The organism is Catenulispora sp. GAS73, assembly GCF_041262085.1.
GTDB lineage: Bacteria > Actinomycetota > Actinomycetes > Streptomycetales > Catenulisporaceae > Catenulispora.
On sequence record NZ_JBGCCM010000018.1, the window covers coordinates 140594 to 158774 of the forward strand.

The window sequence follows — 18181 nt, forward strand, 5'->3', positions numbered from 1 at the left end:
GGCCCATGGCGGCGTTCGTTAGCCGATCATGGGATATTGACGGGCAGCGATCACATCCCTGACCCGGAGGCGACAGTGGCGGAACCGAGCGCACCGATTTCGGACCTCCCGCCGACTTCGGATCCAGCGCTGCGTTCGGACCCGTCGTGGAACCCGAAGCTCACCCTGCACTGCGTCGCCTGCGACACCCACCACCCCCTGCAATCCCTCGCCTGGCGCTGCGCCGATTGCCACGGCGTTCTCGACCTGGCCGGCTTCACCCCCGCGTTCCCGACCGCGGCCGACCTGGCCCGCCGCCCGGCGACTCTCTGGCGGTACGCCGAGGCCCTCCCGCTCGCCGAGCCCGCGGCCATCACCCTCGGCGAGGGCATGACCCCGCTGGTCACCGCGCCTGGCAGGCCGGACGTGCGGCTCAAGGTCGACTACTTGATGCCGACTGGCTCGTTCAAGGACCGCGGCGCCGTCTTTCTCGCCGCGCTCGCGAGCGGTTTGGGCGTCGGCCGCATGGTCGCCGACAGCAGCGGCAACGCCGGCACGGCCGTCGCCGCCTATGCTGCCCGCGCCGGCATCGCTTGCGAGGTGTATGTCCCAGCCGCCACCTCACCCGGCAAGGTCGCCCAACTTCGGGCGTACGGCGCCACCGTCCACCAGATTCCCGGCTCCCGCGAGGACACCGCCGACGCCGCGGCCGAGGCCGCCGACACGTCTGGCACCCTCTACGCCAGCCACGTCCACAACCCCTTCTTCTTTCACGGCACCAAGACCTACGTCTTCGAGCTCTGGGAACAACTCGGCGGCCGCCTCCCGCAGACCCTGGTCCTTCCGCTCGGCAACGGGACTCTCGTCCTCGGCGCCTACCTCGGCGCGCGCGAACTCCTCGCCGCCGGGCTGATCGACCGCTTGCCCCGCATCGTCGCCGTGCAAGCCGCCCCCTGCGCACCTTTGGCCGCCGCCTTCCGCAACGGCCAGAACGCGCCCGCCGAGATCACGCCCGAAGCGACTGTCGCCGAAGGCATCGCCATCGCCCGCCCGGCTCGCGGCGCGCAGATCCTCGAAGCGGTACGCAGCACCGGCGGCAGCATCACCACTGTCACCGACGACCAAGTCCGTGCAGCCCACGCGGCCCTGGCCCGCGCGGGTCTTTACGTGGAGCCGACCGGCGCCGCGTGCTGGGCCGCGATCAGCGCCGGACTCATCGGCGACGGGGACAGTGGCCGCGAGGACGACCTGCCTTCGGTGGTAGCGCCCCTGTGCGGCAGCGGCCTGAAATCCAAGCCGCCGACTGACCCAAGCACATAAGTGCTCTGATTGCCCTCGCCGCGCCTCGCCTCAGCCCCGGATCGCGTCGACCAGGCTGATGACCGCCAGCACCCCCATGATCGCCGCCGCGATGCGCGTGATGACCGTGATCGGCACCACCTTCAGCAGTCCGCGTCCGCCGACGATCGCCAGCCCGGCCACCGCCCAGAGCCCGAGCGTGGCCCCGACGCCGACCGAGATCGGGTCGTGGTACTTGGCCGCGAGGTTGGCGGTGACGATCTGCGTCAGGTCCCCGAACTCGGCGACGAGGATCACGCCGAAGCTCATTCCGGCGACCCGCCGAAACGTCGCGGGCTTGTCCCCCCGCAGCTCCAGGTGCTCTTCTTCCTCTTCCTCATGGCGTCCCCGCAACAGCAGGATCGCGCCCATCAGGAACAACGCGCCGACCACCGCGTGCAGCACCCGCCCGGGCAGCAGCGTCAGCAGACTGCCGGCGGCGATGGCGAGCACGACGTGCACCAGGAACGCAGCCGCCGTGCCGACGAACACCTGCGAGGGCCGATAACGGGTGCCGAGCACCAGGGAGGCAAGGGCGGTCTTGTCCGGCAACTCGGCCAGGAAGACGATCCCGAACACCGTCAGGATGATGATCAAATCCACGCGAGCTGAGTCCTTCAAGTCGGGCCGCATCCGAGGCCCGATTTCAGGGAGGCTTCGGCGCGGCAGCTGTCGCTGCGGGCCGAAGGTCTTGCTCAACACCCTCGCGGGCATCCCGGGGGCCGGGCCCTGACGGGCCAGTATGTCGACGTCCCGGCGTTGGAGCTACTCCCCTTCGCGGTGATCCCAGGGTACCAGGATCACTCGCCGGCCCTTAGCTGCAGGACTTCTCCACCCACCCGGCCGGACCGATGATGCCGCGCGCGCCTCCACCGCCGCGCCCAGCTCCACAACCAATCTCACCAGCACCATCAGGGCACAACTCACCCCAGACTTGCGCTCCGCAAGTTAGCGATATATCGTTAACGTATCGACAGCAACCAAAGACTGTCGCAGACACACCAAAGACAGATCGGAGACGATCGTCGCCCCCAGAAAGAGGACCCCATGAACACCCCCACCCCAAACCCCAACCCCGGCTCCCCGAACGAGCCCACCCGCCGCGACCGCGACCGCGGTCGCCGCCACCCCCGCGCCCTCACCACGGCCCCCCGCCCGGACTTCGCCCCACGCCACTCCCACTCGGAGTGCCGCCCGGCGAGCCACGGCAGCTTCGCCCCGCGCGACTTCGCCTTCGGCGAGCGCGGTTTCGGCAAGCGCACCTTCGACGAGCGTGGTTTTGGTAATCGCGCCTTCGACGAGCGCGGCCCCAGCGAGCGTGGCTTCGGCGAGCGCGATTTCGGCCGCCGCAGCGCCGACCGCCGTGACCGCCGTGACCGCCGCGACTCCGACCGCCGTGGTCGTGACCGCCGCGACTCCCGCGAGCACGACTTCGACCGCCGCAGCTCCGCCCCGCGCGAATTCGGTCCGCGCGGCTTCGACCGGCGTGACTTCAGCGAGCACGGCCCCGACCACCGCGACTTCGGCCGCAACCGCCGCACCCGCGGCGACTTCGCCCAAGACGCCTTCGGCCCCGCCCCCCGCACCCGCGGCAACTTCGCCTCCGCCCGCCGCTCCAGCGACTTCGCCGATCGCGACTTCGCCCTTTCCCGCGGCACCCGCAGTGACTTCGGCCCTTCCCGCGGCACCCGTAGTGACTTCGGCCCTTCCCGCCGCTCCCGCAGCGACTCCGCCGGCCCCGACTTCGGCCGCACCCGCCGCATGCGTGGCGACTCCGCCTCCCGCGGCACCCACCACCCCGACCCCGACCTCGACCCCCGCACCCCCCACGGCCCCAGCGCCCACTGCCACCACCACTCCGACCACCACGCCGACCACCGCACCCCGCACCACGAGGACCGCCGCACCGCCCGCCGTGACCACCGCCGCGCCAAAGCCCACGAGCACGGCGAGGACCGCCGCGCCACCCACCACGACCACCACCGCACCGAGTCCCACAACCAGCACCACGCCGCCCGCCACGAAGCACGCCGAGCCGCCCGAGCCTCCCGCGACTTCACCCCCGACCAGCACGACCACCGCACCGACCCCCGCGCCACCCGCGAGGCCCTGCACAGCGCCGACCGCGCCCTCCGCAAACTCACCAACGCCTACCAGGCCGCCGTGAACACCCCCGACCCCACCCACCGCGACCAGGCCCGAGCCATCCTCGCCACCGCCCGCCGCGACCTGCACACCATCCTCACCCCCGAAGCCTGACCACCCACCGGCCCCGCCACCAAGCGGGGCCGCACACCACCCGGAAACGTCAAGCTGGAACCCACCCCCGACCCGCTAAGATGAGCCCGCGTCGCCGCCAGGCCCTCGTAGCTCAGTGGATAGAGCACCGGACTTCTAATCCGATGGTCGCAGGTTCGAATCCTGCCGGGGGCACAGATCACCCTCTGAGCTGGCACAACTCACTCAGGGCGACGCCACCGGCACAAGCAAGACGCCGACAGACCATCGGATGAGTCGGACTATCACGTCTCGGCAATGGAAGCTCTGTACCGCCGCTACAGAGGAGTTTCCGCCCGTGAGCACGAGTCCAAGACGATCCCCGTTGGCGTCCCACAACATCCGCCTTAACCAGGCCGGAACCCTGCCGATGCCTTCGACCCGCGCTGATGTGGCGGGACCGGTAGCCGGCACCCGCGCCGAGAAGATGCGCATTCGCGGGCTCCAGCAGTACGACGGAGAGCTAGAGCGGATGCGCGTCCGCAAGCGGGGCAACCGCCCACTGTCCGAGCGGACCAAGAAGGACTATCGCTACATCGCCAACCGGCTGCACGAGTGGATGACCGACGCTGGCTATGACGTTGGCTGGGACGGTCTCACCCCCGCGATTCTGAACGCGTTCTTTGACGCCGACCACCAGCGGAACCGCTTCGACGCGGAAGGACGGGAGAAGCCGACCGGTACGCACGTAAAGTTCCGGAACCTGCGCAACTTCGTCAACTGGGTCGCTCGCGAATACGAGATCTCTAATCCCTACGACACGCTTGGCAGCGAGAAAGAGGGTGATCTCCGCTACTACGCCGAGAACGCCCCGCCGGACAAGGTTCTTGCACCCGAAGTCGTGTCCGAACTCCTAGAGCACACCGCCGTGCAAGCCGCTCGGAGTGAACGCAGCACCCGAAAAGACAGGTGGGTAGCGAGGCGGGATCACGCCCTCTTCCACATGCTCACGTACGGCGCGCGCGGCATAGACGTGTTGGCGATGACGGCCGAAGACGTGACAGCCTCCGGCAGCCGGAATGTGATCCTCATGCGCGACTCCAAGAGCGGGGGTAACGTCCGCAGGGTCTATATAGAGGACGATGCGGCGGACGCGTTGGATCGGTGGCTGAAGGTGCGCGGTCGCCTGCCGTTCATCGAAGACCCGTTCGCCGGACCTTTGTGGATCAGTTCGCGAGGAACGCACGCCCCGATCGGGAAGGCGGGTCTCCGACAACTCATAGACCGGCGCGCGGCTGAGGTCGGCTGGGACCGGGGGCAGATCGAGCCGCACATGTTCCGCCACACGCGGCGACACGAGTTGGAAGTGAAGGGCGTCAGCGGCGCAACCATCGATAACCAGCTCGGCTGGAGTAGCGGGGCGATGCGCAGGCGTTACGGCAGTTCCATGGCAGACCATCGCGCCCTCAACGAGATGGCGAAGCTCGGAAGTCGTTAGGAAGCGCGCCGGGTTGGGCATTCTGGATTTTTACAGCGTGCCCATCCCTTCGGCCGGATTCCCGTGATCGTCTTGCGAGACGGGCAAGCGCGGCAGCTAACCAGGAGGGCACCACAGACCTCTTCGACGTCGGCCGCGAACCTTTCAGCCTCCCGCCGAAGTTGCTCCACATTCCAGCGGCCGGCGGCCGGGTAGCTCTGCGTTGACACCATGCCCCTACGGTACGGGCGCGTTCGACCGCGCGGCCGGAGGCGCACGGGGTTGGATCTACGCGACGCGGGGTACCGATCCCACAACAAGCGAACAGCGCGTGTCGCCGACGCCCTCCCTACATGGGACTGAGCGGCAAACCGACGCCCTCCTACGCGAGCGAAGCGCCGGACACACCCAGTGAAACAGAGCCCCCACGGGCCGCTGGTGTGTCCTGCGCTTTTTGCTGTTTACGCCGAGGAGAGGCGATGGCAGCCGCGAAGAACATGACCGACGCGCAGCGTCGTAAGAGGGCAGAGAAAGCCGCACACGCGCGATGGAGCCGCACGACGACCGAGGAGCGGCGCAGGCACGCGTACAGGATGCGGGACGGCTGGGAGTCGAAACTCGCCGCTGATATCGACCCTGACGGCTCCATGGATGATCGCGAACGCTCGGCGCGTGTCCGTCAGGCGCAGCAGGCACATTACGCGGGAATGGCCTTCAACAGCCTGAAATCACGGCGAATGCGCGACCTGTAAATCGGGTAGCGGCTACCGATAGCCCCTTGGTATCCGGCCGGAGCCCAGTCATCCGGCTATCACTCAGACGCATTCTCATGCGTTACTGGATACAGAAGGAGGTCCCCACGAGAGGAAAACGCACATGGCGCTAACCGCCGAACAGAAGTCAGAGCTAGGCCGCGCGGCGGCAATGAAGAGGTGGGCAAATCATGTACCCACGCCACGGAAGCCAAAACCCTTGCCCCCAACACTGCTGAACTTCCTCGCGAAGCTAGAGGCGGAAGTAGATCCCGCCGGAGCGATGACGCTACAAGAGCGCCGTAGGGCGGCCGTAGGGCTGTGCCGGGCTCATATGGCCAGCGTGGTCTATTACGACTCGCAGGGGCGTTCTGAAACCGACGTTAGGCCGGATGGAGGACTCATGGACGCGTGCGCGCCGTGATAGCTACAGCTTCGACTACGTCGAAGTACCCCGTAGCGCCCCTACCATAACCGCCGGCTAGCTCGAAATCGCTCCCCCGGAATAGAAGCGCCCCGGCAGTCCGCACGGAGTAGACAGCCGAGGCAACAATCATTTAACACCCTAAGGAAGATTATACCCGTGACCAGCGTAGATACACTTATAGACAGGTCTGACAGTACGAAGACTCCGACTACATTCACGCCGCGCGGCGTGTTTGACGCAGCCGAGAGCGTGGGTAGGCTCGACGGCGTCGAGGTCGGGTGCGGGGACCCATTCCGCCCTGGCACTGAAGCCGTAAAAGCTGGCGCTGAGACTGCGCTAGCCGTGATGATCGAGTCCGACGAAAACGGTGTAACGGAAATCCCGGAGTGGCTCCCCGCCGCACTCACCGAACTTGCGCTAGCCCTCGCACCGCGCCTCACCTATTCGGCCGTCTACGACGCTGTCAGCGGTGCCACCAGCCGCGCGGAAACGACGCTTCGCATCTACCGGACCACGCTCACGCGCACCGGCGGGGAGAAGTCGTGAACAGCGCTGGCACCCTCGAAAAAGTGGAAGCCTTCATTACGCATACCAGCGCCTCGAACATTCTGGAGCAGATAAGGGGGGAGTCTGGCGAGAGCGAGCGTCATCGCTGGTGGCTCCACTTCACCCTATGGAGCTATCGCGACGTCCGATTTAAACTGGCGACCGAAGCAGACGTTACGGCCTTCCTACGGGAAACCTGCGAAAAGCTCAACCTGTCGGGTATCGGCGAAAACACTATCCACACGGCGCGGCGCGCGATCCTGGACCTACACCTCTCAATATCGCAGGCGGAAGATCTCGGCGAGGCGGGAATCGAAACCGAAAAGGCGTGCGAGTTCATCCCCCTCGCGGACGTGGCAGCGGAGAGCATCGAGTGGCTATGGCTCGGTTACATTCCGATGGGAAAAATGACCATCGTCGACGGCGACCCCGGGGTAAGCAAGTCAACAGCGGCGCTCGATTTCGCCGCGCGGGTCAGTACGGGACGCAAAATGCCGGACGGAACGGCAGGTCTCGACAGGCCGCGAGGCGTGCTCATTATGTCTGCCGAAGACGGCCTAGCTGACACCATCCGCCCCCGCCTGGACGTCGCGAAAGCCGACATGGACAGAGTGCACTCGATGACCTCTACCACGGTACATAACGGGGAGACGGGGGAGACCTCGGAGCGGCCCGCAATCCTACCTGATGATTTTCCCCAGATTGAACGATTCATCCGCTGTAACGATATAGGGCTAGTAATCGTTGACCCGCTTATGGCATTCCTCGGGGATAAAACGAATTCTTGGAACGACCAGAGTATGCGGAGAGCACTTTTCCCATTATCACAGATGGCCGATGCGACGGGCGCCGCCATTCTCGTTGTTCGACATTTCAATAAGGGTTCGGGTGGTAAGGCTACGAATCGCGGCGGGGGATCTATTGCTACCATCGGAAACGCTCGCGCTGCGTTTATGATTGCTCCCCATCCCGACGATGACCCTAATCAAGGCGACGTCCGGCGCCTATTCGCATGTACGAAAATTAACGTTGCCGGGAAACCCTCCACGCTGGTATATCGACTCGTTCCGGAGGGGAAGCATTGCCGTATTCAATGGGAGGGGGAGAGTCCGTATACCGCAGATCAGCTAATAGCCGCTGAAGTGTCAGGCGGGAATCAGCGTAAATCGGCGAGCGCCTTTCTTCTGGAAGCACTTAAAGACGGACCGAGGCCTACTGTAGACGTTGAAGAAGAGGCGTCCGAGCTGGGCATCTCCGAGAGGACGCTTAATAGCGCGCGTAAGAAGCTCGGAGTTAAGGCGATAAAACCTAAGGGGAAGGGTAACGCCTGGTGGATGAGTCTCCCTGAGCCGGGGGAAGCGCCCGAAGACGTCAAGGGTGCAGTATCGCCCTAGCCCTACAGTCTCTGCATCCTTGCACCCTTGCATTCTTACCTTATTATAAATAATAATACTAAAAGTAAAAATAGAGGTAAGGGTGTGCAAGGATGCAAGGGTGCAAGGGTGCAGAGACTGCATAGCGGGGAGATGGTTGCACCCTTGCGGCATCAAGCCCCCCCTGCCCCGGCAACACTCCTCGCGGTATCGAATATCTACCGACCTAGATCCGCTCGAATAGCTGCCGGAGTCAGTTACCCGGTGAGTTGTGGATTCTACGCAGAATCACCCGTTTCACCTGCGCTTCTCTCCTCCGGCATACTTACCCGAACGCGACCCACTTTTTACGCGACCCCATAACTGTTTACGGCTACAAATCCGCGTTTCGCCGTTTCACCTAACGGCCGAGAAGGTAACAGGGTGAGTTAAACCGGGTGGGCACTAATCTCTGATACGGGCATTAGCTGTTACGTGGTTATGTGAAATTTTTTCGACATATTCATTCGAGCCCTGGCGGCGAAGCGGAATCGCGACTCCGCTAATGGTGGGGAGGGGTCGAATTGGATTGCGGCGAAACATCACAGAAGATTTTATAACATATCTGCCCGGTTGAATTCCCCTGCGATAATTGCGCTATAGGCAACGCACAATCGTCGAGGAGAAAACATCATGTCGAAAGAAACGTCTAAAGAGGCATCGCCGCTTCGTCCACACTTCGCCGCCGGCGGTACCGCGCATCTGGGTACAGGCCGCCGCACAGTCCCCGCGAAGGGCTCGCGTCCCGCCCCTAGTTCCACACGCATCGCCCCGACGGCAGAGGTAGCCGAGGCAGCCGAGACCCCCGAACTCCGGAGAACGTCGTAGCGCGACTGCGGGGAGCGTAAAGCCGTCATCGAAGCGTTGCAGCTCCTCATGATCGCGTACTGACTATTGAGAAGTAGTCTTCTCGTAAGCTAGAATGTCAGTATGCTGACGAAGGCAGACACTTCTCCCCAGGCCCTCACCTACTCCTCAGATCTCGTACCGGCTCCCCGCCCCGAGGTAGATTTCACGGTGTCGGAGCGGACCCGCGAGAGGATCAAGAGAGCAGTGCCTGAAAGCACCCAGCGCGCCTACGGCCGGCACCTCGCGCGGTTCGAGACGTGGTGCCGGGAGAACGGCCGGACGGCCTACCCGTGCTCGGATGAGACACTCGCCGAGTTCGTCTCCCACCTGTGCGACTGCGACCTGAGCGTGTCCTACATAGACCAGGCCATCGCCGCCATCCGCACCGCGCACCGCATGCGGGGCTTCGCTCACCAGCCCGGAACCACGGCCGCTCGCCTGGTCCTGCGGACGCACCGGAAGGACAAGGCCGCCGCTGGAGTGCGCACGAAGCAGGCCCCGCCGATCGTCCTCGACATCCTCCGAAAGATGATCGACGCCACTCAGGCGGACACCATGTTGGGCCTGCGGGACCGTGCTCTCCTGGTGCTGGGGTTCGCCTTGATGGGCCGCCGCTCCGAGCTGGCCGCCCTCAATATCGATGACATCACGGAGACTGACGACGGACTGTTGATCCTCATCCGCAAGTCGAAGACCGACCAGGACGCCAAGGGTGAAGAAGTCGCTATCCCGCGCGGCGTTCATGCGGCTACAGACCCCGTCCGGGTGGTGCGGGCATGGTTGGCGACGCTGGCCGAGAAGGGGATCACGGAGGGGCGTCTCGTGAGGTCAGTGGACCGGTGGGGAAACCCGCGCAACGCGATCAGCGAGAACGGCATCAATGCCGCTGTGCGGGCCGCTGCCGTCCGTGCGGAGCTGCCGAAGGCCGAGACCTACTCGGCACACTCCCTTCGCGCCGGTGGTGCTACAGCGGCGTACAAGGGTGGTGCGCCAGTGTCCCAGATCGCGCGTCACGGCCGGTGGGCTGAGAACTCGCCCGTGGTCCACAAGTACATCCGGGCAGTGGATCAGTGGGACGACAACCCCATGCGAGGCGTCGGCCTGTAGCCGATCACAGGACCCTTATATGCCGCGTCATGCTGACACTTGGTGCGGCGCGGTATTTTTTGATCGTCATGCTGCACCTGGGTCCCCGCCTTTCTGATCTCTCATGGTGTTGCTCGCTGAGTCGGGCGAACGGGCACGGGAGTAACCGTGTAATACCCGGATCTGATCAGCCACTCTCCCCGGCCGGCGAGTTCATCGTGGCTGCATGTCGACACGAGAGATGCCGTGTCGGCTTAGACGGCATGTCTTACTTCGCGGAAAGCTGCACGCCCGCGCCATCCAATCCCCTATTGTCTGCGACAGGGGTTGGAATCGGGAAATGGGGAGGGAAATCGATGGGCCTGACGCGAAAATTTCTGTCTTTCACGACGCTCGGCGTGATCAAGTACCGCACGTCCAACCAGAAGACGGCGCGGAACACGAAGAAGCTCGCCAAGCAGGGGAAGCAGGCGCGCGCGGCGCAGCAGTATCAGCCGCCGGTCTACGCCCCGCAGGCCGCGCCGCAGCGGGGGACGCCGACGCCGGAGACGCCGCAAGTTCGGCTTGACCGTCTGGAGCGGCTGCGACAGGCCGGGACCATCACGCAGGCGGAGTACGAGCAGCAGCGCGCGCAGATCATCCGGGAGTTGTGAGGGAGACGTGGGCGACGACGAGATACCCTCCTCGCCCGTACGACCGAGGGTTCCTCCACGACAGCCGTACACCCCGATACCTTCCAATGAAGCTGTCGCCTGGTGGCACAGCCTTTCGCGCAATGTGAAGGTCACGATGCTTGTGGTAGTCCTGGCTATAGCTACAGGAATCACCGTCGCCGTTGTCAAGCACGACAACGACCCGTGCGTTAAGGCTCAGAAACTTAATCGCCAGATGGACGATGCCGGGCAGATGTCCGACTTTACGTTCAACCATCAGGCCGACCTGATCGATTGGTCCAAGGAGTGCTACGACAAGGGCGGCGACCCTACTGGTTAAGTAAAGATCTTTCCTGATCCTGTCATGCGAAAGCCCCCGTCCCTTCTCTCACCGAAAGGGCAGGGGCTTCGTCTGTGTCGGCGGCTCCGCCGCTAGCCTGTCGTTCCCGCGTCATTCGCACGTCACCGTCGCGTGTATTGCCGCAGGGAGGCTGCGAGGCTTGCTATGCCACGGCGAGCGCCAGTTCTTCGAAGACCTCGGATGCATCAACGGTGACGACCGGCGCGGGGTTCTCGTACGGCACGCGTCCGCCTTCGACCTTCCGCAGCTTCCGCAGGTAGGTTCCGGCGGTCCGCTCCGAGGTACCGCACATATCCGCGATCGCTTTCGCCGTAACGGGCTTTCCGGCAGCCGTGAGGAGGTCCGACTTCCGGGTGACGCGCGCCAGCTTGCCGGGCTCCGGCAACGTCTTCCACGGGGCTTGTCCGCGCTTCGGAGGCGTCTGCGGGAGTTCCGCCATCTCCGTCATCACGTCGAACTCGTCAGCCGTCTGCGTGTCGCTCGTGGCGTCCTGAGTAGCAATGGGGGCGGCAACGTCGGTCGGTGTGATGTAGGACAGCAAGACGACAAAGAGGTGTGTGGAACCGGTGAGCGCCAGCGGCGGGATTGCCGCATAGACGACCGTGACGGCCATCCAGAAGACGGAGTGCGTGTGCGCGCTCCCGAGACGTTCGATGGCGTTGCCCGCGACCGACAGGAAGGCGAGGGAGTAGGAGACGGTTGCCAGCTTCGCGCGCACTCCGTCTTCCTTCGCCAGCGCCACCCATACGAGCGTCACGACCGCGCCGAAAGCATCGACGGAGAACGGAGCCAAGTAGGCAGTTGAGGGGCTCCCACCAGTCGCGATGCTGAGTCGCTGAAGCTCCCCGAAGGAGAGGATGCCGCTGGTGATGGCAAGTCCGGACAGGACAATGAGCACGACGGCCAGCACGGCACGCCTTGCTAGGGTATTGGTCAGCACTTCGGCTCCCTAGATGAGCTTGAGGTGTCAGACCCCCGGCGAGAGTTGGCGCTCTTTCCGGGGGTTGTTCTGTTGCCTGGCAACGTAGCACGGGAGTCAGGGGGCTGCGCTAGTGGCGTTTGCCAACTCTGCCCGTGGGCGGTCTAGAACCCACCATCGTCCGGGTAATCACTCGGGTCGAACGCCCCGTAGCCGAATACGCGCAGCCCACTGAACGACGCGTAGAAGCCGAACCGGTATGACCGCGCACGCCATTCCAACACGGCCTGATGCACGGCCTCCGGCTTGCGCACGATGAGTTGAGTGCCGATGCGGGCGTGTGCTGCGAACGTCCTGAAAGCGGCTTGTAGCTCATCGCGCGTGTGGAGAGACGTGAACGCCGTGCCAAGGCAAAGGATCACGTCGTAGACGCCTCCCAGCCGCGTAGTGAGCACGTCCATACCTTCAGCGTCGAAGTCGAGGAAATCCGTGGCGTCCGGGCAGCGGCCAGCAATGATGCTCTCGATTGCCTCTTGCTCCTGCCAGCTGACCTGAGTCACGTCAGATCTCGAATGATTTCGCGAGCAACGGCCGCACCGCGCTCCCACGCAAGAAACGATGGCATCCCCTTGCGGCGGTACCACAAGTGATAGAGCACGGACCATTGGCCGGATGGGGCTTCCAGCACGTCAGCGAATTCGCGCCACATCCGATCAGAGATCTCAGGTACGCCGAGGGAGGTACAGAACAGGCCAGCAACGGTGAAGCCGCGCGGCTGGCGCCCCCAGAAGTCCCAATCAAGGATATGCAGGCGCGGGCCGGTGAGGTTGTTCCAGTGCGGGTCTTCGTGCTCCGCAGTCCAATCGGTCGGCTCGGGGAGGTCAACCCCATAGAACCCTCGCAGATACGCCGTGTCGCCGAGCACGTTTGCCGTATCGCGGTTAGTGGGAGTGTCGCCGAGATTCTTGAGTGCTTCGTGAAGTTGCGCCCACCAGGACTCGGGGAGATCCGGTGTCGATTTGAGATGCATCGATGAGCTAACAACCGGCTCGCCAATATGGGTCAACAGCTCAGCGCGCACCAGGTGAGCCGGCTCCTGCCACACAACACGATCAGCAACGACAGGCTTAGGGACGCCATCAATGGCAGAAGACTCCTCATATCCGAGGTGTTTACTGTCGTTCCACTTGGCGGTTTCGAAGCGCCGTACCCGCAACCAATAGTCTTTACCGTCGCGGGCAGCCTTCGACGCATACGAGAAATACGAGCGAACGGGCTGCCCGATGAGGACAAGATCCAGCCGCCGGGCCGCCTCAGTCAGATCTTCGGCCGAAGCTTCGGCCATGTCCTCATCGAGCACAGACGTTCCCTTTCGGTTGTCAGGCGTCCGGCTGGCAGGGGTACGCGTCCGGCCTGCACTCCGCGCCGGGGTCGCACGGGTCAACCGCCACGCGCTTCGGGATCGTCGCCGTAGCCCGCGCCATCTCCTCACCCGCGAGGATACCGGCGAGCGCGGTCGTCTTGACGTTCCCGACCCGCAGCCAGCTCGACATGATGCACGGCGTTACCGACCCGTCCGGCCCGATCGCGGCGCGGCCGTCGCCGCAGTTGCCGCACAGCTCGTTCACGTCACAGGTCGGGTGACTTCCCTCGCCACGTCCGAAGCGCCGGAGCCGGTCTACCCCGACCTTCAGCACGCCGAGAGACACGAGGTCGCCGGTGGTGCGTTCGATGTTCTGTGTGGGCCGCATGGCGACGATGCCGGTCCGCAGCGGAATCCCGAATCCGATCGCGCGAGCGATATTGGCGCGGGTCTTGCGGTGACTGTCGCGGCCCGTGATCTCGTTGTGCTCCGGCGGATTCTCCGAATAGTACGAGGTGGCGAGCGACACTCCCGGTTGCCGGAACAGCTCCCACCATTCCGCCTTGACGTGCACGAGGTTCGAATACACCTCGACTTGAAGGCCGATCGACACCGCGTGCGACAGCAGATCTGCGAAGTCCGGATGCATCGTGGGTTCGCCGCCGATGAGCTGAACCTTTTCGACGCCGGTCCGAATGGCCTGGTCCAGGACGCGGATCCAGTCCTCGCGAGTCATGGTGCCGTGGTCGCCGTCCGGGCCGGAGGCGTTGTAACAGTGCAGGCATTCGAGCTGGCACTTGCGGGTCAGGTCCAGCCACAGGAAGCCCGCCGACTTCTTCGCTGGCGCGCATGACCAGATGTCACCAGGGTCGCAGGGGATGTCTGGCACGCACGGCTCCGCCATAGCCAACCCGGCCGGCCTGTGGGTAACGCTCAGCGGGATGCAGTCCGTGGGCTGGCACTTGTGGTCGTCCGGTGGGCAGTTGCCAACGTTGCCGGTCAGGGTCGCGGTGAGGGCGACGTGGTTGGCGGGCGAGCACTCGATGTCGGGCACGCAGTTCTTGCCGGGTATGCAGTCGCCGGGGTTGCAGGGATCAGCCGTTCCCGCGTTGGTCGGTTCTTCGAAAGTGATCGTCACGCGTGTTCTCCTTTTGGTTTGCAGGATTGTCGGCGTCGTAGTGTCGATTCACGTCCGGCGGTGGGCCTCTCTCCTGCCATGTCTTCACTTGCGCTCCCGCGTCGGACAGAGCGGGTCGGGGCAGAACGCCAGAGGCCCCATACGGCCCGTGTTCTGGCACAGAGGGCAGTTGCGCCAGCGTCGGGGCATCAGGAGCGCCGTGCGCGTTCCCAGGGCTCTCATGCAGGCTCCGGAGCGGTACGCCGGGGGCACTGCAAGACATGAGAATCCAATGCCTCAATCGAGGCGATCAGGCCGGTAAACGGTCCGGTACGCGCCCCACACGGGCACACCACGAGATACCGCACTCTGACCGCTACGCCTGGCGTGTTATTCGTAACGGCGATGAGGCGCGTACCGGGGTCTTTGAATTCGTCCATTACGGCGACCTCCGGGCAATTTTGATGACCGCGCCGGGAACGTACCTGGCCTCAAATTCGGACCCGTCCGAACGCAGACCCTTGACGATGACTAGCGAGCCCCTTGCGGAATAGGTGGCCGATGTCACCTTGACCAGCTCACCAGCACGCCAAATGTGGTCGCCGTTGCGAAGCTCACCCGGATACGCCGTGTCGGACATGGCTATCTACCGAAAACCTGATACGAGACCCCGCCGAAAATGACCTGTGACGCACGGCCGGTATTCACCAGCTCCACCATTTTCGAGACCCGTCGCGCATCAAAGCTCTGTCGGGGGCCGTCCGCGACCCGCGCCACGAGCGCGTTAACGATCTCTTCCCGTGTTCCTGTGAAGCGCTGAACCCGGCTCTCTACTGGCTCGAAGGTGCTCATGCGGGTACGCCCCCGACCTCCGTGGGCAACGCCAGCAGCGCGTCACGCAGATGTTTGAGGGTGGCGAGGGTCACGTGACCGAGCTGCGCATTGGCAGTTTCGATCTGGCGTTGAGCGCGAGCGTCGTCAGCGATGCGCAGGTGAGTCCCGAGTGTGCAGCCGCAATATCCGGCATCGATGATCTTTTCGGTGGTCACGTCGTGCAGCTCGGTAGTTCCCGTGTCCTCACAGTCGGCGCAGTCGTAGTCCGGGGGCGCGCCATTCGTTGTCGGGATGTTGGCCATGGTTCAGGTGTAGATCTACGGCAACGGTGTGAGCAGGGGGACGCACAGGGGGTAACTTCTAGGCGTGGTCGATATCGGGACTCTGATTCGCGAGCGACGTAGTGCGCTGGGCTGGTCACAGCGCGGCCTGGCGGTTGAGCTGTGCAAGTTCAGGCCGACTCTCACCCGAGACGAGATCAAGTCGTGGGAAAGCGGCAAGCACATCCCTGGTGAGGAGTGGCGGGGGCATCTCGCGACCGTGCTTTCCGTACCCCTCTCTGACCTCGACGCGGCAGCTACCGTTAGTCGTATGAACCGGCGTGCGTTCCTGGCTATCAGCGGCTTGGCAGTCGCTAACACCACCCTCGTAACCGATCTCACTGCCAGCACCGCTAGCGGCGACTATGTGCCGATGCGTGACTACCTCACCCCCTACGCCGTTGATCATGCGATGGCGCGCATTGTGAGAGGTGACCGAGGAGCCATCCGCCGGCTCACTGGGTGGATGCAGGACGGGGAAACGGTAAAACTGCGGGTCAACGCTGGAAGCATCCTTTGGAAGACCGGCAATACTGATCTTGTTGAGGCTGCCCCCCATCAGCTCATGCATGATGTGCCAGCCCGTGACTGGTACCTGAAGAGCTACGCGCGCCGCGTGCTGAAGCTGCCATGGGTAGATGCGGGCAACTACACAGGCCGGAACATGTCGGCTCATGATCTCCGAGTCCATGTGCGAGAGCTGTCGGACCAGCTAGACCCTGGTAGCCGCTGGTGTGCCGCCGTGTTCCTCGGGCAAGCCGTAAGGAGTGGAAACCCGCACGCTCGTGCCGCTCTGCTAGATGCGCTGCGCGTTGAACCGGTGAAAGAGAATGTGCGTCTCATCGGCCTGTCGCTGGTCGGTGAACAGCCTTGGAAGGATGCTGCCTGATGCCGTACGCCGAACCGCTCACTGACGACGAGATCTCCGAGCGACTGAGCCAGCTTCCGGGGTGGGAGCGTGACGGAGACTCGATCACGAAGACCTACAGGAGCCGCTTTGTGGACGGGCTGGCGATCATCACGCGCGCCGTGGTCGCCATGGAAGTCATGAACCACCACGCAGACATGGTGTACATGTTCGGGTCCGTGCGATTCACCATCACTACGCATGCCGCTGACCACAAGATCACCGGGAAGGACATGGATCTTGCCGAGAAGATCGAGAAGGCTGCCCAAGGGCTGACGCGGTAGGCCGAAACCCCCGCCGGATTGAAGGCTTCGACCATCGGATTACACACGCTCCCGACCTGCTTACGAGGTGGCTACGCGGCTGCTAGCATGACGTGAACCCATCGCGGAGCTTCTAATCCGATGGTCGCAGGTTCGAATCCTGCCGGGGGCACCGAAGTCGAACCCCAGGAAGCCCCGCTGACCTGGGGTTTTATGTTTCTTCGACTCGAGTACTCGACTCGACTCGACCCGTAAAGTCGTTGAAACGGTCCCGTGTGATGACGGTGTGATGACGGCCGTAGCGACTCCGTATGGTGACGGCCTGTTTTTCGCCGTGCCGCCGTATTGCTCGCGCTCCGGGCGGGCAGGGTCACATCACCCGTTCGGGTTCCCGAACGCAGGCAATCTGACTTTTCCCAGCCCGAAGTCCCCGCCGAGCACTCAGGTCTGTTCGTTCAGAGTGTGGACCACTGGGAAGTCCGGTCGCCGGCGCGAATCGCTGAGACCCGCTGCCGCAGGAACGTGAAGTACCGCTGGTCGGCGCGGGCTCGGCGGAGCGGTCCGGTGAGTTGCATCATGTCCCGCATGTGCATGAGTGCTTCGTAGCCGGGGGAGGCCGCGAGGTCGTAGCCGTATTCGTGTGCGAACGCGCTTGTCCAAGCACCGTCGCGGCCATATCTTCGTGCGGCGTGCCAGGTTGGCACGAGATCAATTTCTCGGGGTCCGTTGCTGACCCAGTCCCAGTCGCCGAGCAGCAGGCCGCCGGTGCGGTTGTCGGCGAGTAGATTTCCTGCCCATGCGTCTCCGTGAACAAGGCCCGGCGGCTGGTGCCATTCGACGTCGGCGAGTTGTTCACGCACCTCGATGATCTCCTGCTTGAGCCAGGCGACCTCATCGCCAGTCAGCACGGTCTCAGGGATGGACTCGATGAGCGCTTCTTCCAACGAGACCAGGGGGACCCAGGGCGGAAGAAGAACGGGGACGGTGTCGCCGTCGATCTCGTGCAGTCGGCGCAGCAGCGAGGCCAGATCGATGGAGGAGTACGTCAGCTTGGCAGGCTGCTGGTGGAATTCCCAGAAGCTGGCTACGGATCCGGACGCCAACGGCACGGGTTCTACCGCTCCGAGCGGTGCCGTTGCGGGGTAGCCGCAGGATTGCGCGAGCCAGCGGGTCACGGCCTGCGTGAGCCTGACCTGCTCCAGATCGGCAGGCCCGACGGTGATGCGAACGATCGCGTCGGCTGCCGGCAGCAGATAGATCGCGTTGCTGTAGTGGTGAATGAGGCGTGCGTCGGTTGGGTCTATACCGGTGCTGGCGCAGGCCGCGACGAGCTGGGCGTGAAGGTCGTCGTCGTTCGTCAA

Annotated in this window: 19 protein-coding genes and 1 tRNA gene; 12 read left to right on the forward strand and 8 right to left on the reverse strand. The window is 64.1% G+C overall.

Features of this window, described 5'->3' with window-relative positions; all coding sequences use genetic code 11:
* The first annotated feature begins 129 nt into the window (after positions 1-129).
* Positions 130-1299 (forward strand): pyridoxal-phosphate dependent enzyme, encoded by a 1170-nt coding sequence (locus ABH935_RS26515; protein WP_370380742.1) that lies wholly within the window; start codon positions 130-132, stop codon positions 1297-1299.
* 30 nt (positions 1300-1329) lie between these two features.
* On the opposite strand, the gene ABH935_RS26520 is transcribed toward ABH935_RS26515, so the two are convergent.
* Positions 1330-1920, reverse strand: coding sequence for a TMEM165/GDT1 family protein (locus tag ABH935_RS26520; RefSeq protein WP_370380640.1), 591 nt, complete (start codon positions 1918-1920; stop codon positions 1330-1332).
* Positions 1921-2364: 444 nt separating this feature from the next.
* On the opposite strand from ABH935_RS26520, the gene ABH935_RS26525 reads away from it, so the two are divergent.
* From ABH935_RS26525 to ABH935_RS26565, 9 genes are all read left to right on the forward strand, one after another.
* Positions 2365-3576: a hypothetical protein gene (locus ABH935_RS26525; RefSeq protein WP_370380641.1), complete on the forward strand. Its 1212-nt coding sequence runs from the start codon at positions 2365-2367 to the stop codon at positions 3574-3576.
* A 101-nt stretch (positions 3577-3677) separates the two neighbouring features.
* Positions 3678-3750: transfer RNA gene (locus ABH935_RS26530), tRNA-Arg, on the forward strand.
* Between the two features lie 169 nt (positions 3751-3919).
* Positions 3920-5032 carry a tyrosine-type recombinase/integrase gene (locus ABH935_RS26535; protein ID WP_370380642.1) on the forward strand — a complete coding sequence of 371 codons (1113 nt, stop codon included), beginning with the start codon at positions 3920-3922 and terminating at the stop codon, positions 5030-5032.
* Positions 5033-5490: 458 nt separating this feature from the next.
* Positions 5491-5763, forward strand: coding sequence for a hypothetical protein (locus ABH935_RS26540; RefSeq protein ID WP_370380643.1), 273 nt, complete (start codon positions 5491-5493; stop codon positions 5761-5763).
* A gap of 772 nt (positions 5764-6535) precedes the next feature.
* Positions 6536-6736, forward strand: a complete 201-nt coding sequence (locus ABH935_RS26545) for a hypothetical protein (protein ID WP_370380644.1) — start codon at positions 6536-6538, stop codon at positions 6734-6736.
* Entirely contained in the window at positions 6733-8130 is a 1398-nt protein-coding gene (locus tag ABH935_RS26550; protein ID WP_370380645.1) for an AAA family ATPase, read from the forward strand. The genes ABH935_RS26545 and ABH935_RS26550 overlap by 4 nt, the downstream gene beginning before the upstream one ends.
* 1071 nt (positions 8131-9201) lie before the next feature.
* Complete coding sequence (locus ABH935_RS26555; protein ID WP_370380646.1) at positions 9202-10104, forward strand: tyrosine-type recombinase/integrase; 903 nt, start codon at positions 9202-9204, stop codon at positions 10102-10104.
* 335 nt (positions 10105-10439) lie between these two features.
* On the forward strand, positions 10440-10736 hold the full coding sequence (locus ABH935_RS26560; RefSeq protein ID WP_370380647.1) for an SHOCT domain-containing protein: 297 nt from the start codon (positions 10440-10442) through the stop codon (positions 10734-10736).
* A gap of 7 nt (positions 10737-10743) precedes the next feature.
* Positions 10744-11076 (forward strand): hypothetical protein, encoded by a 333-nt coding sequence (locus ABH935_RS26565; protein ID WP_370380648.1) that lies wholly within the window; start codon positions 10744-10746, stop codon positions 11074-11076.
* Positions 11077-11239: 163 nt separating this feature from the next.
* Here the strand turns inward: ABH935_RS26565 and ABH935_RS26570 are convergent, their stop codons facing one another.
* From ABH935_RS26570 to ABH935_RS26595, 6 genes are all read right to left on the reverse strand, one after another.
* Entirely contained in the window at positions 11240-12037 is a 798-nt protein-coding gene (locus ABH935_RS26570; RefSeq protein ID WP_370380649.1) for a DUF2637 domain-containing protein, read from the reverse strand.
* Between the two features lie 143 nt (positions 12038-12180).
* Complete coding sequence (locus tag ABH935_RS26575) at positions 12181-12576, reverse strand: hypothetical protein (protein ID WP_370380650.1); 396 nt, start codon at positions 12574-12576, stop codon at positions 12181-12183.
* Complete coding sequence (locus ABH935_RS26580; RefSeq protein WP_370380651.1) at positions 12573-13376, reverse strand: hypothetical protein; 804 nt, start codon at positions 13374-13376, stop codon at positions 12573-12575. Before ABH935_RS26580 ends, ABH935_RS26575 begins: the two co-directional genes overlap by 4 nt.
* A gap of 19 nt (positions 13377-13395) precedes the next feature.
* Entirely contained in the window at positions 13396-14517 is a 1122-nt protein-coding gene (locus tag ABH935_RS26585) for a radical SAM protein (protein ID WP_370380652.1), read from the reverse strand.
* Positions 14518-15138: 621 nt separating this feature from the next.
* A complete protein-coding gene (locus ABH935_RS26590) occupies positions 15139-15348 on the reverse strand; it encodes a hypothetical protein (RefSeq protein ID WP_370380653.1) in 210 nt (69 codons plus the stop codon).
* The gene (locus ABH935_RS26595; protein ID WP_370380654.1) at positions 15345-15632 is read right to left on the reverse strand and encodes a hypothetical protein; all 288 of its coding nucleotides are present in this window, start codon (positions 15630-15632) and stop codon (positions 15345-15347) included. The genes ABH935_RS26590 and ABH935_RS26595 overlap by 4 nt, the downstream gene beginning before the upstream one ends.
* Before the next feature lie 64 nt (positions 15633-15696).
* Between ABH935_RS26595 and ABH935_RS26600 the strand changes: the two genes are divergently transcribed.
* Positions 15697-16539 (forward strand): multiprotein-bridging factor 1 family protein, encoded by an 843-nt coding sequence (locus ABH935_RS26600; RefSeq protein WP_370380655.1) that lies wholly within the window; start codon positions 15697-15699, stop codon positions 16537-16539.
* Positions 16539-16841: a 4a-hydroxytetrahydrobiopterin dehydratase gene (locus tag ABH935_RS26605; protein ID WP_370380656.1), complete on the forward strand. Its 303-nt coding sequence runs from the start codon at positions 16539-16541 to the stop codon at positions 16839-16841. Before ABH935_RS26600 ends, ABH935_RS26605 begins: the two co-directional genes overlap by 1 nt.
* Before the next feature lie 434 nt (positions 16842-17275).
* On the opposite strand, the gene ABH935_RS26610 is transcribed toward ABH935_RS26605, so the two are convergent.
* Complete coding sequence (locus tag ABH935_RS26610; protein ID WP_370380657.1) at positions 17276-18181, reverse strand: phosphotransferase; 906 nt, start codon at positions 18179-18181, stop codon at positions 17276-17278.

Excerpts from the sequence above, each read along its gene's own strand:
- ABH935_RS26525 (WP_370380641.1), top strand. The coding sequence starts at position 2,365 with ATGAACACCCCCACCCCAAACCCCAACCCCGGCTCCCCGAACGAGCCC.
- ABH935_RS26540 (WP_370380643.1), top strand. The coding sequence starts at position 5,491 with ATGGCAGCCGCGAAGAACATGACCGACGCGCAGCGTCGTAAGAGGGCA.
- ABH935_RS26545 (WP_370380644.1), top strand. The coding sequence starts at position 6,536 with ATGATCGAGTCCGACGAAAACGGTGTAACGGAAATCCCGGAGTGGCTC.
- ABH935_RS26560 (WP_370380647.1), top strand. The coding sequence starts at position 10,440 with ATGGGCCTGACGCGAAAATTTCTGTCTTTCACGACGCTCGGCGTGATC.
- ABH935_RS26590 (WP_370380653.1), bottom strand. The coding sequence starts at position 15,348 with ATGAGCACCTTCGAGCCAGTAGAGAGCCGGGTTCAGCGCTTCACAGGA.
- ABH935_RS26595 (WP_370380654.1), bottom strand. The coding sequence starts at position 15,632 with ATGGCCAACATCCCGACAACGAATGGCGCGCCCCCGGACTACGACTGC.
- ABH935_RS26605 (WP_370380656.1), top strand. The coding sequence starts at position 16,539 with ATGCCGTACGCCGAACCGCTCACTGACGACGAGATCTCCGAGCGACTG.